This is a genomic window from Xylophilus sp. GW821-FHT01B05 (genome assembly GCA_038961845.1).
In the GTDB taxonomy this organism is placed as follows: Bacteria; Pseudomonadota; Gammaproteobacteria; order Burkholderiales; family Burkholderiaceae_C; genus Xylophilus.
The window spans coordinates 2,534,567-2,554,920 of record CP152408.1; the positions used below are offsets into that span (position 1 = coordinate 2,534,567).

Here is a 20,354-nt window from a genome sequence, read left to right on the forward strand (position 1 = left end):
GTGACGGTCAAGGCGCGAAGCCACGTGCCTCGGCCCAGCGGGCGAAGCGGCCAAGCAGGCCGGCGGCGATGGGCGTATCGGACACGCCTGCGCGCAACGGCGCCGGGTCGCTTGCCAGCGCATCTATGTAGCCACGCATCGCATCGGCATTGAACTCGGGGTGAAACTGCACGCCCCAGGCGCAGTCGCCCACGCGGAAGGCATGGTGCGGCTCGTGCGAATTGCTGGCCAGCGCCACGGCGCCCTCGGGCAGGCGCAGCGCTGTCTGGCGGTGCACGGCATGGGCGCGGAAGTGGCTGGGCAGGCCGTGGAACAGCGGATCGTCTGACGCCGCAGGGTGCAGCGCAATGTCGACACTGCCCATCTCCAGGCCCTGCGGATGGTCGTCCACCACACCGCCCAACGCATGCGCCAGCAGTTGGTGGCCGTAGCAAATACCCAGCAAGGGCGTGCCACGGGCAACACCTTCAGCCAGCCACTGCGCCGTGCGCTCGCTCCAGTCGGCGCGGTGCGTAACCATGGCGTGCGAGCCGGTCACCACCGCGCCGGCGATGCTGGCATGCGCCGGCAACGCATCACCGCGCCGCGGATCGCAGACCTGCACCGGCACGGCAGTGGCACCCAGCCCCTCGGCAATCCAGCAGTCGAAATCGCCGCGCTCAGAGCGTAGGGCGTCCAGGGTGTCGCCTAGCTTGATGATGAGGAAGGGCAGGGGGTGGGGCGTATCCATATAAGAAATCGTATGCCAAGAGCTTGCGCATGCTTTCATCTTTGGAAGACGGACTCAAGCAAAATGCCTGCATTCCACCAGTGACCAGGAGAGTGCCCATGCGACCCTCACTTGTGCTTGAACTCAAGCGAAGTGCTGTCCGTGAAGCGGCCAGCCGCTTTCGCGCGGCAAACCCGCGGGTTTTCGGCTCGGTACTGCGCGGCACTGACCAGGACGGCAGTGACCTCGATCTGCTGGTCGATGCGCTGCCAGGCGCAACGCTGTTCGATCTGGGCGGCCTGCAAGTCGAGCTGGAGGCCTTGCTGGGCATCCACGTCGATCTGCTGACCCCCGCCGACCTGCCGGTGAAGTTTCGTGCTCAGGTGCTTGCAGAAGCGCAGCCGGTATGAGCGAGGGCCGCCTTCTTGATTACCTTGACCATATGCAACAGGCAGCAAAGGATGCCTGCAGCTTCGTCGAGGGCTTGGGCAAAGCCGATTTCCTTGAAGACAAGCGCACCCAGCAAGCCGTTGTCATGAGTCTCGTCATCATTGGTGAGGCGGCGACAAAGCTGATGGACAGCTACGCCGAGTTCACCCAGGCCCACCCCGAAGTGCCTTGGCGCAGCATGCGTGGCATGCGCAATCGCATCGCGCATGGCTACTTCGACATCAACCTTGAGGTGGTCTGGGAGACGGTACAGGCGGCGCTGCCGGCATTGCTGAAGCAATTGCCCGCCGTGCGCCAGGGCGCCGCCGCCGCCGCTCTTTAAGCCGACTCGGCCACCGCCGCTTCGTCGTCCGCCTCTTCCCCCAAAAAGCCGCCGCTCTGGTGCGCCCAAAGTCGGGCATAGACGCCGCCTTGCGCCAGCAGGCTGCGGTGGTCGCCTTCTTCGACGATGCGGCCATGCTCCAGCACCACCAGCCGGTCCATGGCAGCGATGGTGGAGAGCCGGTGGGCGATGGCGATCACGGTCTTGCCTTCCATCAGGCGGTACAGGCTTTGCTGGATGGCGGCCTCTACTTCTGAGTCGAGTGCGCTGGTGGCCTCGTCCAGCAGCAGGATGGGGGCATCTTTCAGCATCACGCGGGCAATGGCGATGCGCTGGCGCTGGCCGCCCGAGAGCTTCACGCCGCGCTCGCCCACGTGGGCGTCGTAGCCGGTGCGGCCCTTGGCATCGCCCAGCGCGGCGATGAACTCTTGCGCCTCGGCGTTCTGCACCGCGGCCTCGACCAAGGTGTGGTCGGCGTCCGGGCGGCCATAGCCGATGTTGTCGCGCACCGAGCGGTGCAGCAGCGAGGTGTCTTGCGTGACCATGCCGATATGGGCGCGCAGGCTGTCTTGCGTGACCTGGGCGATGTCCTGGCCGTCGATCAGGATGCGGCCGGCTTCCACGTCATAAAAACGCAGCAGCAGGTTCACCAGGGTGGACTTGCCCGCGCCCGAGCGGCCGATCAGCCCGATCTTCTCGCCCGGACGGATGCTGAGCGAGAAGTTGTCGATGATCTTGCGGCTGCGGCCATAGCCGAAATCCACCTGCTCGAAGCGGATGGCACCGGCCGGCACCGTAAGCGGCAGCGCCTTGGGCGCATCGAGGATGGCGCGCGGGCGGGTGAAGATGCCCATGCCGTCCTGCACCGTGCCGATCTGCTCAAACAACCCGGACAACTGCCACATCAGCCACTGCGAAATACCGTTCAGGCGCAGCGCCATGGCAGTGGCCACGGCCACCGCGCCAACGCCAATGGTGCCCTGCGTCCACAGCCACAGCGCCAACCCGGTCACCGAGACGATCAGCACCATGCTGAGGATGTGGTTGACGACCTCGAAGGCGCTTACCAGCCGCATCTGGCCGTGCACGCTGAGCAAAAATTCTTTCATCGCCGAGCGGGCAAAGTCGGCCTCGCGCCGGTGGTGCGAGAACAGCTTGACGGTGGCTATGTTGGTGTAGGCATCGGTGATGCGCCCGGTCATCAATGAGCGTGCATCGGCCTGCGCCTTGCCGACCTTGCCCAGGCGCGGCACAAACCAGAAGCTGGCGGCGACATACAGCGCCAGCCAGCCGAGGAAGGGCCAGATCAACTGCAGGTCAAAGCTGGCGGCCAGGATCACCATGGTGATGAAGTACACCGCCATCGACACCAGCACATCGGTGACGGTAAAGATCATGTCGCGCAGGGCCAGCGCGGTCTGCATCACCTTGGTGGAGATGCGGCCGGCAAATTCGTCCTGGTAGAAGGACATGCTCTGGCCCAGCATCAGGCGGTGAAAGTTCCAGCGCAGCCGCATCGGGAAGTTGCCCGCCAATGTCTGGTGCTTGACGACGGTCTGCAGGCCCACCAGCACGACGCTGCCCGCCAGCACGCCACCCAGCAGCCACAGGGTCGAACCCTGCTCGGCCCACAAACGCGCAGGCGCGGTGTGGCCCAGCCAGTCGACGACGCGGCCCAGCATGGCAAACAACAGCGCCTCAAAGGCGCCGATGGCGGCAGTCAACAAGGTCAGGGCCAGGATCCAGCCGCGCAGGCCGGCGGTGCAAGCCCACACAAAGCGCGGGAAGCTGTTGGGTGGCGGCGTTGGATCGGTGGCGGGATAGGGGTCGAGGCGGCGCTCGAAGAAGTCAAACAAACGGAGTCTCCGCAAGACGGTGAGGCCATCTTTTAGATGGCTATAGGCAGCAGGCAAGCCGGCCATCATAGGCAGCGCGGGTGACGGCTAGTGCCATAGGGCTTTTGTATCATCGGCTTGAAATACTGGATGAATTTACAGTATTCTAGAACGACTTTCAGCGCCACACCATGCCCGCCCTTGCCCCCGCAACCCCTGCTTTGCCCGACCCGCTGGCGTCCGTCTGGCGTGCCGACCAGCTCGGCAGCGCGCAGGCGGGCGTGGTGGCCACGGGCTTTGATGCGCTCGATGCCGTGCTGCCCGGTGGCGGCTGGCCCCTGGGCAGCCTGACCGAGATCCTGCAGGCCCGCCCTGGCCAGCACGTGTGGCAGTTGCTGCTGCCCGCCCTGGCCCAGCAGTTGCGCCAGGCGCCGGGGCCGGTGGTGCTGGTGGCGCCGCCCTGGCGGCCTTTTATGCCTTACCTGCAAGGGCAGGGCCTGCCCGCATCGCGCCTGCTGCTGGTGCGGCCAGAGCGCGGGGCCGGCGCGCTCTGGGCTGGCGAGCAGGCGCTGCGCTGCGCCGATGTCTGCGCCGTGCTGGCCTGGCTGCCCCACGCGCGCAGCGCAGAGCTGCGGCGCCTGCAACTGGCGGCGCAGCAGCAGGGGCGGTTGTTGTTTGTCTTTCGTGATGCGTCGGCCGAGCGTGATGCCTCGCCCGCGCGCCTGCGGCTGCAAGTGGCGGGCACCGACACGCTGCGGGTGCAGGTACTCAAGCGCCGTGGCCCGCCGGTGGACGCAGAGCTGCGGCTGCCCGCCCATCCCGCAGCGCTGGCAGCGCTGCTCACCGCCCGCCGTGCCCGGGCCGCGCCTGCGCCAGCGGCGGTGCTGCCGTTTCCATCCACCCGGCGTGCCTCCTTGCGCACTGTGGCTAACCGCCATGCACTGGATCGCACTGCAGCCCTGGGCTGAAGCCGCACCGGCTACGCCCGACCTGCTGCCGCTGGCCTGGTGGGCACTGCAGTTCACGCCGCGCGTGGCCCGGCTGGACGAGGCACTGTTGCTGGAGGTGTCGGTGTCTGAGCGCCTCTGGGGCGGCCGCCAGCAACTGCTTCAGCAGTTGCTGGCCCAGGCGCCGCTGGAGGCAGTGTTTGGTGCCGCCGACGCGGCCGGCCATCTGCGCAGCGCCCAAGGGCCGACCGGGCTGCTTGCGCTGGCGCGGCTGCGCCTGGGGCGCGGGGATGCGCCCGACGCACTGCCCATCGCCACGCTAAGCGCCGCCGCCGCCCATGCCAGCACCCTGGCCCACATGGGCTGCCGTACCTGGCGCCAGTTGCGGGCGCTGCCGCGCGCCGGGCTGGCACGGCGCTTTGGCGCGGCGCTGCTCGATGCGCTCGACACCGCCTATGGCGAGCGCCCCGAGCACTACCCCTGGTGCACGCTGCCCGAGACCTTCGATACCGCGCTGGAGCTGCCCGCCCTGGCCACCAGCGCACCCGAGCTGATGTGGAGCGCCCACCGCCTGCTGGCCCAGTTGCAGGTCTGGCTGCAGGCGCGCCAGCGCGGTGTGCGCGCGTTTGAGCTGGAGTGGACGCTGGACCTGCGCCGCATGGACGGCGTAGACCTGCCGCGCCACGGCCAACTGCTGCTGCGTACCGCCCAGCCCACGCGCGACATGGCCTATCTGCGCCGGCTCACGGCCGAGCATCTGGCGCGCAGCGTGCTGCAGGCGCCGGCCAATCGCCTGCGGCTGCGCTCGATCGACACCGACCCCTGGGCCGGCGCCGCCACCAGCCTGCTGCCCGGCGAAGAGACCAAGGGCGACCGCCTGCACCAGTTGGTAGAACGCCTGCAGGCCAGGCTGGGGGCAGACCGGGTCCAGGTGCCGGTGCTGCACGCCGACCACCGGCCCGAATGCCGCCAGCAGTGGGTGCCGGCCGGCGCCAAGGCTGCGGCGGGCGGCGGCCTGCAAGAGGGCAGCACGGCCGACGCGCTGGCGCCGCCCTGGCTGCTGCCGCAACCCTTGCCTTTGGCGGGGCAGGACCTGCCCCAGTACCACGGCCCGCTGCGCCTGCTGTGCGGCCCGCAGCGCATCGAAAGCGGCTGGTGGTGCGCGCCAGAAGAGCGCGCGCTGCGCGACTACTTCATTGCCGAGAGCGAAGAGGCCGGGCTGCTCTGGGTGTTTCGGGAACACCCGCCTGTGGGCGGCGGGGCAGGGCGTTGGTTCTTGCAGGGCTTCTACGCCTGAGCCGCCATGAGCCTCTACCGCCTGCCGCCACGGCCACCAAGCGCCCCCGTACCGCCGGCCTACGCAGAGCTGCACTGCCTGAGCAACTTCAGCTTTCAGCGCGGCGCCTCGCACCCGCATGAGCTGGTGGAGCGCGCCCATGCGCTGGGCTATAGCGCGCTGGCCATCACCGATGAATGCTCGGTGGCCGGCGTGGTGCGCGCGCACCTGGGCCTGCGCGATCACCTGGCAGAGTGCGCCGCGGCCCAGCCCGCCAATGACACACCGCTGCGCCTAATTTTTGGCAGCGAGTTCGCCTTCCCCGATGCCGGCTTTCGCCTGGTGGCGCTGGCGCGCGACATCGACGGCTGGGGCAATCTGTGCGAGTTCATCACCGCCGCGCGCTGCAGCGGCGCCGCCAAGGGCGACTACCGCGTGGACCTGGGCCGCCGCAACGCCCGGCTGCTGCGCGGCTGCGAGCTGCTGTATGTGCCCAATCGCCTGCCAACGGATGCTATTGATACCGTAGCTATCAGCCTAGGTGCAACAAGGGCTAGATCCATATTTGACCAAGAATTATGGCTGGCGGCCGAACTGCACCAGCAGATGGACGACGCACTCTGGCTGGCCGCACTGCAAGAGGCCGGCGCCGCGCACGGCCTGCCCCTGGTCGCGGCGGGCGACGTGCATATGCACCGGCGCTCACGCAAGCGCCTGCAAGACGTGCTGACGGCAGTGCGCCAGGGCCGCAGCGTGGCCGATTGCGGCTTTGCGCTGCAGCCCAGCGCCGAGCGCCATCTGCGCCCGCGCGATCAACTGGCCAGCCTCTACCCGTCCGCGCTGTTGGCCAACACGCTGGAAGTAGCCCGGCGTTGCCGCTTCGACCTGGAAGAAATCAAGCCGCGCTACCAGTACCCGCATGAAAACGTGCCCGGCGGCGAGACGCCCATGCAGACCCTTACCCGCCTGGCCTGGGCTGGCGCGGCCGAGCGCTACCCCACGGGCGTGCCAGACAAGATCAAAGCCAACCTCGACAAGGAACTGGCCCTGATCGACGAGCTGGACTACGCCATGTTCTTCCTCACCGTGGACGACATCGTGCGCTTTGCGCGCAGCCAGAACATCCTGTGCCAGGGCCGTGGCTCGGCTGCCAACTCCACCGTCTGCTACTGCCTGGGCATCACCGCGGTCGACCCGGCCAACAGCCATCTGCTGTTTGAGCGCTTCGTCAGCCGCGAGCGGCGTGAGCCGCCTGACATCGACGTCGACTTCGAGCACCAGCGGCGCGAGGAGGTGATCCAGTACATCTACCGCAAATACGGCCGCGAGCGCGCCGCCATCGCCGCCGTCGTCATCTGCTGGCGCACCCGCAGCGCGCTGCGCGACGTGGGCAAGGCGCTGGGTGTGCCGCCAGCGCTGGTGGACGAGTTCGCCAAAGACCACTACTGGTTCGACGAAAACCTGCAGGCCGAGCGCCTGCAAGAGGCGGTGGCGCGCGCAGGCCTGCCGGTGGCGCCCGGCCTGCTCACGCTGTGGCTCGGGCTGACGGCCCAGTTGAAGGGCTTCCCACGCCACCTGAGCCAGCACGTGGGCGGCTTTGTGCTGACCCAGGCCAAGCTCACCCGCCTGGTGCCGGTAGAAAACGCCAGCATGAAGGAGCGCTCTATCGTCCAGTGGGAAAAGGACGACCTCGAAGCCATGCACATGATCAAGGTCGACGTGCTGGCGCTGGGCATGCTCAGTGCGCTGCGCCGTGGCCTGGACCTGGTCAACCACTGGCGCGGCACGCAATGGGCGCTGCACAACCTGCCGGCAGAAGACCCCGCCACCTACGACATGATCTGCGCCGCCGACACCGTGGGCGTGTTCCAGATCGAAAGCCGGGCCCAGATGTCCATGCTGCCGCGCCTGCAGCCACGTACCTATTACGACCTGGTGGTGGAAGTCGCCATCGTGCGGCCCGGCCCCATTCAGGGCGGCATGGTGCACCCCTACCTGCGGCAGCGGGCGCGGCTGCGCAAGGGCGACAAGATCGAGTACGAGTACCCAGCGCTCAACGACGCGCTGGAGCGCACCCTGGGCGTGCCCATCTTCCAGGAGCAGGTGATGCAGATCGCCATGATCGCCGCCGGCTTCACGGCTGACGAGGCCGACCGCCTGCGCCGCTCCATGGCGGCCTGGAAGCGCAGCGCCGGCATCTCGGCCTTCCACGACAAACTGGTCGAAGGCATGGAAGCCAACGGTTATGAGCGCAGTTTTGCCGAGCGCCTCTTCAAGCAGATCGAGGGCTTTGGCGAATACGGCTTCCCCGAGAGCCATGCCGCAAGCTTTGCCCAACTGGTGTACGTCAGCAGCTGGCTCAAATGCCACGAGCCCGCCGCCTTCCTGGCCGCGCTGCTGGATTCACAGCCCATGGGCTTCTACTCGCCCTCGCAGCTGGTGCAAGACGCGCAGCGCCACGGCGTGGAGGTGCGGCCGGTGGATGTCACGGCGAGCGATTGGGACTGCACGCTGGAGCCCGCCGCGCCAGACGCTGCCCAGCCCGCCGTGCGCCTGGGCCTGCGCCGCGTCGGCCAGTTGAGCCAGGCCGGCGCACAGCGCCTGCTGGCCGCGCGCGCCAAGGCGCCCTTCACCAGCACCGAAGACCTGGCCCAGCGCGCCCGGCTGGAGCCGGCCGACCTGCGCGCGCTGGCCGCAGCCGATGCCTTGCTGCCGCTGTCCGGCCACCGCCGCCAACAGGTCTGGGACGCCACCGCCCAGCAGCGCACGCCCGCGCTGCTGCAGGATGCGCCGGTAGACGAGGCGCCGCTGCTCTTGCCCCAGGCCGGGGAGGGCGAAGAGATCGTGGGCGACTACGCATCGCTGGGCCTGAGCCTGCGCCGCCACCCGCTCGCACTGCTGCGCCCACGGCTGGCGCGCATGCAACTGCTCACCGCCCAGCAACTGCGCAACGTGCCGCACGGCCGCAGCGTGCGCGCCTGCGGCATCGTCACCATGCGCCAGCGCCCGCCCACGGCCAAGGGCACGCTGTTCGTCACGCTGGAAGACGAAACCGGCGTGGTCAACATCATCGTCTGGCAGCACGTGCTGGAGGCGCAGCGCGAGCCACTGCTCAAGTCCCGCCTGCTGGCCGTCGAAGGCCAATGGCAGTGCAGCGAGGAAGAAGAGGGCGCGGGCGTGGTGCGCCACCTGCTGGCGCGTCGCTGCAAGGACTTGTCAGCGCTGCTGGGGGCGCTGGATGGCGAGAGTTTGCGCAGCCGGGACTTTCATTGAGACGCTGCGAGTGCCGCCGTCTTTCTATGATGGCGGGTTACGCTCACTGACATCCCTCCGCGCCCATTCACGCCACCCGCGAGCCGCTCTTGTCCATCTTCCGCCTGTCCCAGCCCTCTGTTCCCGTCGCCGTGGCCTGCCTGGTTGGCAGCCTGATCTCGCTCTGCGTCGGCACCTCTTTTGCCAAGAGCCTGTTCCCGGCGATTGGTGCCCAGGGCACGGTGGCGCTGCGCTGCACCTTTGCCGCGGTGATCCTGCTGGCGCTGTGGCGGCCCTGGCGCAGGCCGCTGGCGCGGCGCGATGCGCTCTGGATCTGCCTCTATGGCGCCACGCTGGGCTTTACCAACCTGCTGTTCTACCTGTCCCTGCGCACCGTGCCGCTGGGTATTGCGCTGGCGCTGGAGTTCACCGGGCCGCTGGTGCTGGCCGTGCTGTCGTCGCGGCGCCGGGCGGATTTCATCTGGGTCGGGCTGGCCGTGATCGGGCTGGCCTTTCTGCTGCTGTTCGACGGCACCGCCGCCCGGCCGGATCTGCTGGGCTCGGTCTGTGCGCTGGGGGCGGGCACGCTGTGGGCGCTGTACATCGTGTTCGGCCAAAAGGCCGGCAACGCGCATGGCGGGCAGGCTACCTCCATCGGCCTGCTGTGCGCGGCGCTGGTCACCATGCCCTTCGGCGCCGCGCACGCCGGCACCGCGCTGCTAGACCCGTCCCTGCTGGTGGCCGGGCTGCTGGTGGGCATCTTCTCCAGCGCGCTGCCCTATTCGCTGGAGATGGTGGCCCTGAAGCGCCTGCCGCGCCGCACCTTCGGCATCCTGCTGAGCCTGGAACCGGCGGTGGGCGCCCTGGCCGGCGTTTTCATCCTGGCCGAGCTACCCACGCCAGTGCAATGGCTGGGCATTGCCTTCATCATGGCCGCGGCCATTGGCTGCACCGCCACGGCGCGTGACGCACCGGCGCCGGTGCCGGTCGATTAGCGTAGCGCCGCCTGGATTTGCTGCTCGATCTGCGCATAGTCCCCTTCGCCCGCGTGCTGGAAGACGATGCGTCCTTCACGGTTCACCAGATAGAGGCCCGGCCAGTACTGGTTGTGCCAGGCGGTCCAGGTCTTGTAGCGGTTGTCCTGTGCCACGGCATAGTCGATGCCAAGGCGCTGGATGGCCGCCCGCACATTGCCGGTGTCGCGCTCAAACCCGAACTCCGGCGTATGCACGCCCACCACCACCAGCCCCTGGTCGCGGTACTGCGCATGCCAGCGCTTGAGCTGCGGCAAGGTGTTCAGGCAATTGACGCAGGAGTAGGTCCAGAAATCGACCAGCACCACTTTGCCTCGCAGCTGGGCCAAGGTGAGCGGCGCGGTGTTGAGCCAAGTGTCTATGCCGGTGAATTCCGGCGCCTGTGTTGCCTCTATGTTTGCAGAGGTGCCTGCACTCTCCGTGGGCGCCGCAGAGATGGCGCGCGACAGCCAGGCCGAGGCCGCCGCATCGACCTGCCAGTGCATGGCCAGCGCGGTGGCGATGACCCCAAGGCCAAAGACTCTCCGCAGCACCCCGGCATGGCGCGACAGCCCGCGCACGCGCGCCGTCACGGCCTGCCCACCGTAGGCAATGAGCAGCATCGGCAGCCCCGCCCCTACCGCATAGGCAAGCAGCAGGGCCGCAGCCTGCCGGGGCTGCTGCTCGGTCGCGACCAGCGCCAGGATAGAGGCCAGTACCGGGCCGGCGCAGGGTGTCCACAGCAGGCCAAGGCTCAGACCGATGAGCAGGCCCCCGACGTACCCGGTGCCGGCGCGGTCCCCCAGGCGCTGCGCCAGATTGGCCAGGCCGCCGAGCGGGGCCATCGCGCGCTCAAGCAGCGTGGGCCAGATCAGCAGCAGGCCGGACAAGGCCAGCACGACGATGCTGGCCGTGCGCAGCGCGTCTGGCGACAGTCCGAGCGCCCGGGTGGACGCACCAAAAAGCCAGGCCGCGCCAGAGAAGGAAAGCACGAACCCCAGCGCGATGAACAGCGGCCGGTAACGGCCGCTGGCGCTCCCCGACCGCGCCACCGTTGCGCCCAGCAGGATGGGCAGCATCGGCAGTACGCAGGGGCTGGCGATGGTTGCGATACCGGCGCCCAGCGCCAATGCGGTTTGCAGCATGGTGGGCGCTCCTTCACTGTTGCGCCGGCGCTGCGGCATCGGCCGCAGCACGGTGCCAGCGCTGCGTGCTGCCGAACAGCGGAATGCCAACATAGGCATGCAACACCAGTTCGCCTGCTGCGTTGGCGGCGGTAGTGACCGACATCTTGCAGCGGTAGGTCTTGCCGTTTTCGCGGTTGTAGATTTTTCCGTCCCATTCCGTGGCGGGTAAGGTGGCATCGCCCGTTTCGGTGGGGGTGAAGCTCTGCAGCAGCGTCATACCTAGTGCAGGGCGGGCATCGACAGGGGCCATCTCGGCTCCGTCCCGGCTCATGGAGCGGTTGCCGAGCACCTGCACGACGGTGCCACACAACTGCGGGCCGCACGGGGCGATTTCGACCACCAGGTTCCCGCTGGCGGTGACCCAGCGGCCACGCGGGTCATGCGCTGACGCTGGTTGCGCGGATGCCTGCAGTGCCACCAGCGCCAAGCCAAGCGCTGTGGCGGCCGAGAACAGGAGGGATCGAAGGGTTGTGGCCATGGTGGACTCTCAAAGGGTGGAACAAGGCCGCCATTGCAGCGCCCCGGCGTATCGCGCATGTTTCATGGCCGGGGTATTGCGTCGCATGGCGTGTCCGGGCTGGCCGCAGACAAAGAGCGATACAAATCTGGCGCCGCGCCGAACAGCCATGACCCAGCGCTTCAGTTAACGTGCCGCCATGGAGAACCCTGACCACGTGCTGCTGGTGGACGATGACCGGCAGTTGATCGATCTGGTGGCCCGCTATCTCGAAGCTGGCGGCTACCGGGTGAGCACGGCAGGCAACGCCACACAGATGCGCGCGGTGCTGGCGGCAGCGCGCATCGATCTGGTGGTGCTGGACCTGATGCTGCCGGGTGAGGACGGCCTGGCCATCTGCCGCGAGTTGCGCGCACGCCGGGCAGCGCCGGTTCCGATCCTGATGCTGACCGCGCGCAGCGAGGAGGCCGACCGCATCCTGGGCCTGGAAATGGGCGCCGACGACTACCTGACAAAACCCTTCGCCACGCGCGAACTGCTGGCGCGCATCCGTGCCGTGCTGCGCCGCACGCGCATGTTGCCGCCCAACCTGCAGCCCATGCCGCAGGCGCGTGAACTGCGTTTTGGCGACTGGCGGCTGGACACCACCGCACGCCATCTGCTGGACGCGCGGGACACCCTGGTGCCGCTGACCGGTGGTGAATATCGATTGCTGCGCGTGCTGCTCGACCACCCGCAGCGGGTTCTGACCCGCGACCAACTGCTCAATCTCACGCAGGGCCGCGATGCCGACGCCTTCGACCGGTCGATAGACCTGCTGGTAAGCCGGCTGCGCCAGCGTCTGCGCGACGACTCGCGCGAGCCGCGCTACATCAAGACGATGCGCAACGAGGGCTACGTGTTCTGCGCTGAAGTGCACGCGGCCGGCGAGCCGCCATGAGTCGGGCTTTCCTGTGAGCTGGTGGCCCAGATCGCTGTTCGGCCGCGTCGCGCTGGTGGTGTGTGGCGGCTTGGCGCTGGCCCATGCGCTCACCTTCCTGATCATCCTGCGCGAGCGCGGCGACCAGGGGAAAAGCATGATGCTGGCCTACCTCGGGCGTGATGTGGCCAGTGCTGTGGCCATTCTTGACCGGGTCCCGCCCGCCGAGCGCCCCGCCTGGCTACCACGCCTGGCGCGGCAAAACTACCGCTATGCGCTGGGCGCAGCATTGCCCGGCAAGCCCGCTGATGACAATCAGGCCGAAGCACTGGTACACAGTGTGGTGGCGGAGATCGGGGCGGCCCGCGTCGGCCGCCTGATGCAGACCGATTCCGCCATGGTGTTGCCGCTGCGGTTGGCCGACGGGGCGCCACTTTCGCTGTTGCTCACGCCGCCGCATCCGACGGTGTCGCGCACTACGGTGCTGTTGCTTCTGCTGCAGTTTGCGGCGCTGGCCTTGGCAGCCTGGGGCGGCGTGCGGCTCGCGGTTCGCCCGCTGGCGCGGCTGGCGCAAGCCGCCGACGCGCTCAAACCAGGGGCCGGTGGCCCGCCCCTTGACGACGCTGGCCCGCGTGAGGTGGCGCAGGCGGCGCGGGCCTTCAATGCCATGCAGCAGCGCGTCGAAGGCCAACTGACCGAACGCATGCAGCTTCTGGCTGCCATCTCGCACGACCTGCAGACGCCGATCACCCGCATGAAGCTGCGGGCGGATCTGGTCTCTGACCGCGCGCTGCGCGACAAACTGCAGCTCGACCTGGACGGCATGCAGGCGCTGGTGGAGGAAGGCTTGGCCTACGCGCGTACCGCGCAAGCCGCGCAAGAGGTGCCGCGCGCCGTCGACCTGCATGCGCTGCTGGACGGGCTGGTCTGCGATGCCACTGATGCCGGCCAGCGGGTTGAACTCTTGGGGCGCCATGACGCGCCCCTGGTCACCCGCGTACAGGCACTGCGCCGGGTCGTGACCAACCTGCTCGACAACGCCCTGAAGTTTGGCGGGCAGGCACAGGTGGTTGTTGAGTGTGCCGGTGATGAATTGCATATCGCCGTGCGCGACCGCGGGCCCGGTATTCCCCCTGACCAACTGGAGGCAGTACTGCAGCCCTTCTACCGGATCGAGGGCTCGCGCAACCGCGAAACCGGTGGCACTGGCCTGGGCCTGGCGATTGCGCACCAGCTCAGCCTGGCGCTCGGTGGACGCCTGGTGCTTGCCAATCGCCAGGGCGGGGGACTGGAGGCAGAACTCACGCTGCCGCTGCGGCCGCCGGTCTAGGCCGTCAGCCCAATCGCAACAGCAGCGCCGTCGCGGCGCACACCAGCAAAAAGGGAATGCTGATCCGGTGAAACTCGCGCAGCCCATTTGGCAGTTTGGCCAGCCGCAGCGCGATCAGGTTGGCCAGCGAGCCCAGCACGCAGCCAAAGCCGCCCACGCTCACTCCCGCCGCCAGCGCGGGCAGGTCGTGCACATAGCGGTCCAGCAGGATGGCGGCCGGCACATTGCTGATGAACTGTGAGGCGACGATGCCCGCCAGATAGGCGCGCCAGCCCGCGCCGATATCCAAGCCGTTCAGCCACTGCGCAATCACGGGCAGCTCTGCCAGTTGCCGCAGGTCCACAAACATCAGCGCAATGATGGCCAGCAAGGCCCAGTCCACTCCGCGCAGCACGCGCCGCTCCAACAGCAGAAAAGCGCCAAACACGCCGGCCAGCCCCGCCAGCAACCAGCGCTGGTCCAGCGCGACCACAAAGCCGACAAACATCAGGCCTGACAGCAGCAGCAAGCGCGGCCGCACCGGTGCCGGCTCGTCTGCGGGCTTGAGCGCTATGGCGCTGCGCGGCACCAGCACCCAGGTGGCGATGAAGAGCCAGACCAGCATCACTGCCACTGTCGGCGCCATCATCTCCATGAAGGCCGGAAAGCCCAGGCCCGAGCGGTGCCACAGGAACAGGTTCTGCGGATTGCCAATGGGCGTCAGGGCCGAACCAGCATTGACCGCCAGCGCCTCCAGCACCACCAGCCGCGCCAGCGGCAGGTGCGCCTGCGCGGCCAGCACCCGGGTCAGCGGCACCAGCAGGAACAGGCTCACGTCATTGGTCACCAGGGCTGACAAGCCCGCCGCCACGGCCACCAGCAGCAGCGCCAACTGGCGCAGATCGGTCACATGCGTCAGCAGCCGCTGGGCGGCGGACTGCAGCATGCCGCTGCGTTCCACGCCCTGGGTAATGGCCAGCAGGCCAGCCAGCGCGCCCACCGTCTGCCAATCCACCAACTGCAGATAGTCCAGCGGGGCGCGCGGCCGCAGCACGGCAAACAGCACTGCCACGGCCAGCAGTATCCAGAGCAGGCCGTTGCCGCCTTCGGGTTTGGTTGTGGGTGTGGGATGGGTCATGCAGTCGTGGCATCGTAGCGCTCTGCCTACAATCGCCCGCCGTGCCCAAGCTCTTTCGCCAGACCCGCAAGCTGCCCACACGCGCAGGCGTGAGCCCGAGCTGTGTCGCGCTGCCTTCCGGTCCCTGGCCCACGGTGCTGGACTATCTGGCCGAGCGCCTGCCCATCGTCACCCGCGCAGTCTGGACACAGCGCATGGCGCAGGGCGAGGTGGTCGATGAAAATGGCCAGCCCCTGTCACCCGCCGCGGCCTACCGGCCCCAAAGCCGCGTCTTCTACTACCGTACGCTGGACACCGAGCCGGCGCTGCCCTTCGAGGAAGAGGTGCTGTATCAGGACGAGCACCTGGTCGTCGCCGACAAACCGCATTTCATGCCCGTGGTGCCCAGTGGCCCCTACCTGCAGCGCAGCCTGCTGGTGCGCCTGAAGCAGCGCCTGGGCTTGGACACGCTGGCCCCCATGCACCGCATCGACCGCGAGACGGCCGGGCTGGTGCTGTTCTCGGTGCAGCCGCAGCACCGCGGCGCCTACCAGAGCCTGTTTGCCGAACGCAGCGTAGACAAGGAATACGAGGCCATCGCCCCCTGGCGGCCTGATCTGCAACTGCCCATGACCCTGCGCCTGCGCATGGCGCCGGCCGAGCAGTTCTTCCGCGAGTGTGTGGTGCCCGGCGAGCCCAACACCGAAACCCGCATCGATTTGCTGGAACAGCAGGACGCGCTGGCCCGCTACCGCCTGCAGCCGCACACCGGCCGCAAGCACCAACTGCGGGTGCACATGGCGGCGCTGGGCTTGCCCATCCTGAACGACGCCTGGTACCCCGAGGTCAATGACCCGCCCGAGGGCGACTACTCGCGGCCGTTGCAGTTGCTGGCGCGGGCCGTGGCCTTTACCGACCCGGTGACGGGCGCGCCCAGGCACTTTGAGAGCCGGCGGCGCCTGACGGCGTTCTAAACGACCTCCACCCACGCCGGCCCGGCCTGCATCCGCCCCACCAGCGCCGCGCTGGCAAAGCCCTGGCGTGCGAACAGCTCCAGTACCTGGGCCGCAGCCTCGGGTGCGCAGGCCACCAGCAGGCCGCCCGAGGTCTGCGGATCGGTCAGCAGCGCGCGCAGCGCGGGCGTGGCCCCGGGCGGCAGCGCCACCGCATCACCGTAAGACGCCCAATTGCGGCCAGACGCACCCGTCGCCACGCCTTGGTCAGCCAGGGCCTGCACGCCCGGCAGCAGGCGCAGGCGGCGGCTGTCGATCTGCGCTGTAAGGCCCGCTCCGCGGGCCATCTCCAGCGCATGGCCCAGCAGCCCGAAGCCGGTCACATCGGTCAGCGCATGCACGGCATCCAGTTGCGCCAGCTCCGTGCCCGGCCGGTTGAGCTGGGTGGTGCTGGCAATCAGGGCCGCGTAGCCTTCAGCCGTGAGTTCGCCTTTCTTCAAGGCGGCCGACAGAATGCCCACGCCCAGCGGCTTGCCCAGGATCAGCACATCACCCGCCTGGGCGGAAGCATTGCGCTTGAGCCGCGCCGGGTCGACGATGCCGATGCCCACCAGGCCGTAGATAGGCTCCACCGAGTCGATAGAGTGGCCCCCCGCCAGCGGTATGCCCGCCGCGCGGCACACCGACTCGCCGCCTTCCAGAATCCGCCCAATCACCTCGTGCGGCAACACGTTGATCGGCATGCCGACGATGGCCAGCGCCATCAAGGGCTGGGCGCCCATGGCGTAGAGATCCGACAGCGCATTGGTCGCGGCAATGCGGCCAAAGTCGAACGGGTCGTCCACGATGGGCATGAAGAAGTCGGTCGTGGCGACGATGGCCTGGCGCTCGTTGATGCGGTAGACGGCGGCATCGTCGGCGGTCTCCGTCCCCACCAGCAGATCGGGGAAGAACTGCGGCGGCAGGCTGCTGCGGCGCAGCAGATCGGCCAGTAGCCCCGGCGCGATCTTGCAGCCGCAGCCACCACCGTGCGAGAGCGAGGTCAGCCTAGGGCTAGGGGAGGGATGGACCATGCAGCGAATCCTTGCGGGTTCTCACAAACCCAGATGAGGGCGGAAGGCAGCAGGAGTCGAACCTACCAGGGAGCGGCTGACGCCCCCTACCGGGTTTGAAGCCCGGGCGCACCACCGGGTGCGTATGCCCTCCAGAGGGTCTGCGGAAATTGTAGGGGGCGGATGCATCTCAATGCTTCAAAATATATAGCTAATAGCCCAGGTGGCATAAAGGCTAGAGGCACTTTTCATAAAAATATGGCCTTGCAGCGGCTCTACATGAAGTTGCGCGTGTGCAGCGCCGCCAGCCGCTCGGCCTGCGCGCGCTCAAAGCCCAGGCGCACCAGCTTGGCGTAGCGGCCATCTGCCATGTCGCGCATGAGCTGCTGCACCCGCGCATAGCCGCTGGCCACGGCGGCGGGGCTCAGCTCGCCTGCGGCAATGAGGATGAGCGCGTCAAACACTTCTTCATTCAGGCCGCTGCTGCCGGCCAGCGCATCGTGGCGCTGCTCCACGGCCTGCGCCAGGCGGTGGCGAAAGGCCGGCTCGCGCTCCAGCCGGTACAGCAGGTGCGACATGCCCAGGGCCACGTGGCGTGCCTCGTCGCGTGCGGCCAGACGGGCGATCTGGCGCGTCAGCGGGTCAGGTGCGTGCAGTTGCAGAAACTGCAGCAGGTTCACGAAAGTGCCTTCGCCCAGCACTGATAGCAGAAAGCTCGCCACAGAAAAGTCCGGCTCATCCAGCAGGCTCTTGAGCGAGGCCTGGCCACCAGCGGTGGACAGCGATGGCTCGCCGCCCTTGTGGCGGATGCGGCGTGTGAACACGGCGATGTGCCGCGCCTCGTCCGCCACCTGGATCGCCAGTGCCGCTTGCAGTTCGCGGTAGTGCGGGTGCAGCTGGCCCAGGAAGCGCGCCGGCACCAGCAGCGCGGCGTTCTCGTTCTCGACCATGTAGGTCATGAGCTGGACGATGGCCGCCTCCACCGGCGCGGGCAGCTCGAAGGCCACGCTCCAGTCGATGGCCTGGTCCGGGTCCCATTGCGCAGCCACGGCCTGGGCGTAGAGGTCGGCGGCGCCGTCGGTCCATAGATCCTGCTTGCGGTCGAGCCTGAAGGCGAAGGGCGGCGAGCCCGCCTCTACCCGCGCGCCGCGTGCGGCCAGGCCCCAGCCGGGTGCGGCCTGCTCGGCCACTGCACCGTCGGCATGCGGATCGCTGTGGCCAGTGTCGGCCGCACCGCGCCAGCGGCCGGCCTGCGCGCCGCCGCGCAGCACCTGGGCCCTGCTGTCCACCCATTGCAGCGCATGGCCCTGGCTGCGGCACCAGTCGGCCAACTGCACCTGCCAGCCCGGTGCACGGCCTGCCACGCGCAGTACGTCGCCCGGCGCCAGCGCGGCCAGGGCGTGCTTGACCAGCAGGTGCGCCCCGGCGTCAAAGCCCAAGGCTTCAATATCGATAAGCGGGTTCGGTGATGCGGCCTTGGTCGTCATAAAAGCGCTCTTGCGTCACGGCGCGTTCCAGCAGCGCATAGCCGCTGCTGCGCCCCGGCTGCCAGGCCTTCAGGCCTTCCAGCTCCAGCAGTGGGCGCACGGAGGCATCGCCCCAGTCCATTGCCAGCAGGATCTCGCCAAAGCGCTGCGCCGCCTCGGCCGGCACGCCGGGGCTCACGGTCATGTTGCAGTGATCGAAGGCGCCCGTAGTGGCCAGGATGCGTGTGCTGCCCGCGGGCAGCGTGCCTTCATGCGCAAAGGCTCGGTGGTTGCCCGCAATCATCCAGGCCGCATCGATCTGGCCGGCCAGCAGGGCCTGGGCGGCATCGCGCTCGCCGCCGATGTGGTCGCCATGCTTGCCGCCCAGCACGTCGAAGCGGCGCGCCGTGTAGTCGGGCCCGGCCACCAAGTTGCCTGCGTGGCGCAGATGGTCCAGCGGGATCAGCGTGGCCTGCGGCGAGTCGATGGCGCCCATGCCCACGGTCTTGCCGCGCAGGCCGGCCAGGTCTTGCACCGGGCTGGCGGCGGGCACTACCAGCACCGAGTGCAGGTCCATGTCGGTATCGCGCATGGCCAGGGCCTGCACCTGCTGGCCGCGCGCCCGCGCCATGCGATCGGCGCGCACCCAGGCCAGCGGCGAGTTCCAGGCAAAGGCGATGTCGCCTGCAAACTGGGCCTCTACCTGCGCCTCGTAGTTGGAGTAAAGCAGGTAGTCAAAGGCAAAGCCGCGCTCCGCAAAGTAGGCCTTGAAGCCTTCCCAGATAGTGACAACCTTGGGCGCGTAGGCCACCGCGCCGAGCATGAGGGGTTGGGGTGTGCTCATGGTCCGCTCAACCCAAGGGCATGTCGCACAGCGCACGGCCAATGAAGTCGTACAGCACGTCCGATGTCGGCGCCATGATCGACGCCGCGCGCGCATCGCGGAACAGGCGCTCTATGCCCACCTCCTTGCGAAAGGCCGCGCCGCCGCAGATGCGCATGGCGGTGTCGGTTACCTCCAGCGCGGCCTCGGCGGCAGAGGCTTTCACCTCCAGCACGCGCAGCATGGTGTCGGCGCGGCCGCCGGCCATGGCGGCCAAGGTGTCGTCACGCAGCGCGCGGGCCTGGTCGGTACGGATGCGGGCACGCGCCAGATAGGCGCGGATGGTGGGCAGATCGGCCAGCGTGCTGTCGCTCTCGGCAAAGCGGCTGGCGGTGATGTGGGCGATGCTGCGCTGCAAGGCACCTTCCATCAGGCCGATGGAGGCCGAGGCGATCAGCGTGGCAAACACCGGCAGCTCGTCGTTGTTCATGATGTTGCCGCCCTCGCCATCCGCGCCCAGCATGCTGTTGGCCGGCACGCGCAGGTTCTCGGCGCGCACCGGCGCGGAGTCATTGCCGCGCAGGCCCAGGCCGTCAAAGGGCTGTGGGCGCTGCAGGCCGGGCAGACGGCTGTCCACCAGCCAGAGCGTGCTCGCGCCCTCGGCCGCAACGGGGCGCGACGACCAGACGTAAGAGTCCGCTTCGCGCGCCGAGGTCACCATGCTCTTGCTGCCATTGAGCACAACGCTGTCGCCCTCGACCTGCGCCGTACCCACCGGCGCCCAGAAGTGGCTGCGCGTACCGGTCTCGGACCAGGCCAGGGTGGTGATGTGGCGGCCTGCGGCGATGGCGCGGCGTATTTCCATGGGGCCGTATTTCTCGACCAGCACGGTGCCGGCGTAGTGCATGGTGAGCACCATGGCGGTGGAGGAACAGTCCTGCGCGATGCGCTCTACCACCTGCGCCGCCGCAGGCAGGCCCTGGCCCAGGCCGCCGGCCTCCTTGGCGCTGACCAGGCCCAGCAGGCCGGCTTTGCCCAAGGCGTCGATGGCGGCGCGCGGAAAGCGCGCTTGCTGGTCGGTGTCGGTGGCGGCCGGTGCAATCGTCGTGCGGACGATGGGCTCCAGAACTTCAAGAAAAGACATGGATGGGCTCCTGGGCTATGAGGCATGCCAAACGCCGTAGCCCGGAGCGTGCGACACGAAGATGCGAAGCCGGCCCTCGGGCCATGGCGCATCTGTCGTATGCAGACCTGCAACAACGACATC

The 20,354-nt window shown here is 68.4% G+C and carries 18 protein-coding genes and 1 tRNA gene; 9 read left to right on the plus strand and 10 right to left on the minus strand.

Going from position 1 to position 20,354, the window contains the following annotated elements; genetic code table 11:
* Nucleotides 1-7: 7 nt before the first annotated feature.
* Nucleotides 8-730 (minus strand): glutamine amidotransferase, encoded by a 723-nt coding sequence (locus AAFF27_11850; GenBank protein ID XAH25835.1) that lies wholly within the window; start codon nt 728-730, stop codon nt 8-10.
* A gap of 98 nt (nt 731-828) precedes the next feature.
* On the opposite strand from AAFF27_11850, the gene AAFF27_11855 reads away from it, so the two are divergent.
* Both AAFF27_11855 and AAFF27_11860 read left to right on the plus strand, forming a co-directional pair.
* Nucleotides 829-1,119, plus strand: coding sequence for a nucleotidyltransferase family protein (locus tag AAFF27_11855; GenBank protein ID XAH25836.1), 291 nt, complete (start codon nt 829-831; stop codon nt 1,117-1,119).
* Nucleotides 1,116-1,481, plus strand: a complete 366-nt coding sequence (locus AAFF27_11860) for a DUF86 domain-containing protein (GenBank protein XAH25837.1) — start codon at nt 1,116-1,118, stop codon at nt 1,479-1,481. The genes AAFF27_11855 and AAFF27_11860 overlap by 4 nt, the downstream gene beginning before the upstream one ends.
* On the opposite strand, the gene AAFF27_11865 is transcribed toward AAFF27_11860, so the two are convergent.
* Nucleotides 1,478-3,337 (minus strand): ABC transporter ATP-binding protein, encoded by a 1,860-nt coding sequence (locus AAFF27_11865; GenBank protein ID XAH25838.1) that lies wholly within the window; start codon nt 3,335-3,337, stop codon nt 1,478-1,480. The two genes, AAFF27_11860 and AAFF27_11865, sit on opposite strands and share 4 nt — an antisense overlap.
* Nucleotides 3,338-3,507: 170 nt before the next feature.
* Between AAFF27_11865 and imuA the strand changes: the two genes are divergently transcribed.
* The 4 genes from imuA (at nt 3,508) to AAFF27_11885 (ending at nt 9,786) form a co-directional block, all read left to right on the plus strand.
* Complete coding sequence (imuA, locus tag AAFF27_11870) at nt 3,508-4,284, plus strand: translesion DNA synthesis-associated protein ImuA (protein XAH25839.1); 777 nt, start codon at nt 3,508-3,510, stop codon at nt 4,282-4,284.
* Nucleotides 4,253-5,560 (plus strand): DNA polymerase Y family protein, encoded by a 1,308-nt coding sequence (locus AAFF27_11875; protein ID XAH25840.1) that lies wholly within the window; start codon nt 4,253-4,255, stop codon nt 5,558-5,560. Before imuA ends, AAFF27_11875 begins: the two co-directional genes overlap by 32 nt.
* Nucleotides 5,561-5,566: 6 nt before the next feature.
* Nucleotides 5,567-8,812, plus strand: a complete 3,246-nt coding sequence (locus AAFF27_11880) for an error-prone DNA polymerase (protein ID XAH25841.1) — start codon at nt 5,567-5,569, stop codon at nt 8,810-8,812.
* Between the two features lie 89 nt (nt 8,813-8,901).
* Nucleotides 8,902-9,786, plus strand: coding sequence for a DMT family transporter (locus AAFF27_11885; protein ID XAH25842.1), 885 nt, complete (start codon nt 8,902-8,904; stop codon nt 9,784-9,786).
* Here the strand turns inward: AAFF27_11885 and AAFF27_11890 are convergent.
* Nucleotides 9,783-10,949, minus strand: a complete 1,167-nt coding sequence (locus AAFF27_11890) for a cytochrome c biogenesis protein DipZ (protein ID XAH25843.1) — start codon at nt 10,947-10,949, stop codon at nt 9,783-9,785. The two genes, AAFF27_11885 and AAFF27_11890, sit on opposite strands and share 4 nt — an antisense overlap.
* Nucleotides 10,950-10,962: 13 nt before the next feature.
* Nucleotides 10,963-11,469, minus strand: coding sequence for a DUF2147 domain-containing protein (locus AAFF27_11895; GenBank protein ID XAH25844.1), 507 nt, complete (start codon nt 11,467-11,469; stop codon nt 10,963-10,965).
* Between the two features lie 178 nt (nt 11,470-11,647).
* Between AAFF27_11895 and AAFF27_11900 the strand changes: the two genes are divergently transcribed.
* Both AAFF27_11900 and AAFF27_11905 read left to right on the plus strand, forming a co-directional pair.
* Entirely contained in the window at nt 11,648-12,388 is a 741-nt protein-coding gene (locus tag AAFF27_11900; GenBank protein ID XAH25845.1) for a response regulator, read from the plus strand.
* Between the two features lie 13 nt (nt 12,389-12,401).
* Nucleotides 12,402-13,697, plus strand: coding sequence for an ATP-binding protein (locus AAFF27_11905; GenBank protein ID XAH25846.1), 1,296 nt, complete (start codon nt 12,402-12,404; stop codon nt 13,695-13,697).
* 4 nt (nt 13,698-13,701) lie between these two features.
* Here AAFF27_11905 and AAFF27_11910 read toward each other — a convergent pair whose 3' ends face one another.
* Nucleotides 13,702-14,814 carry an SLC13 family permease gene (locus AAFF27_11910; protein ID XAH25847.1) on the minus strand — a complete coding sequence of 371 codons (1,113 nt, stop codon included), beginning with the start codon at nt 14,812-14,814 and terminating at the stop codon, nt 13,702-13,704.
* A 41-nt stretch (nt 14,815-14,855) separates the two neighbouring features.
* On the opposite strand from AAFF27_11910, the gene AAFF27_11915 reads away from it, so the two are divergent.
* Nucleotides 14,856-15,767, plus strand: a complete 912-nt coding sequence (locus tag AAFF27_11915) for a pseudouridine synthase (GenBank protein XAH25848.1) — start codon at nt 14,856-14,858, stop codon at nt 15,765-15,767.
* Here the strand turns inward: AAFF27_11915 and selD are convergent.
* The 5 genes from selD to AAFF27_11940 all read right to left on the minus strand — a co-directional run bounded on the left by selD (nt 15,764) and on the right by AAFF27_11940 (nt 20,231).
* Nucleotides 15,764-16,819 (minus strand): selenide, water dikinase SelD, encoded by a 1,056-nt coding sequence (gene selD, locus AAFF27_11920; protein XAH25849.1) that lies wholly within the window; start codon nt 16,817-16,819, stop codon nt 15,764-15,766. The two genes, AAFF27_11915 and selD, sit on opposite strands and share 4 nt — an antisense overlap.
* A gap of 40 nt (nt 16,820-16,859) precedes the next feature.
* Nucleotides 16,860-16,952, minus strand: a tRNA-Sec gene (locus AAFF27_11925).
* Between the two features lie 121 nt (nt 16,953-17,073).
* Entirely contained in the window at nt 17,074-18,285 is a 1,212-nt protein-coding gene (locus AAFF27_11930) for a ferritin-like domain-containing protein (protein ID XAH25850.1), read from the minus strand.
* Nucleotides 18,242-19,108, minus strand: a complete 867-nt coding sequence (locus AAFF27_11935; protein ID XAH25851.1) for a PhnD/SsuA/transferrin family substrate-binding protein — start codon at nt 19,106-19,108, stop codon at nt 18,242-18,244. Before AAFF27_11935 ends, AAFF27_11930 begins: the two co-directional genes overlap by 44 nt.
* Nucleotides 19,109-19,115: 7 nt before the next feature.
* The gene (locus tag AAFF27_11940; protein ID XAH25852.1) at nt 19,116-20,231 is read right to left on the minus strand and encodes an acyl-CoA dehydrogenase family protein; all 1,116 of its coding nucleotides are present in this window, start codon (nt 20,229-20,231) and stop codon (nt 19,116-19,118) included.
* Between the last annotated feature and the right edge of the window lie 123 nt (nt 20,232-20,354).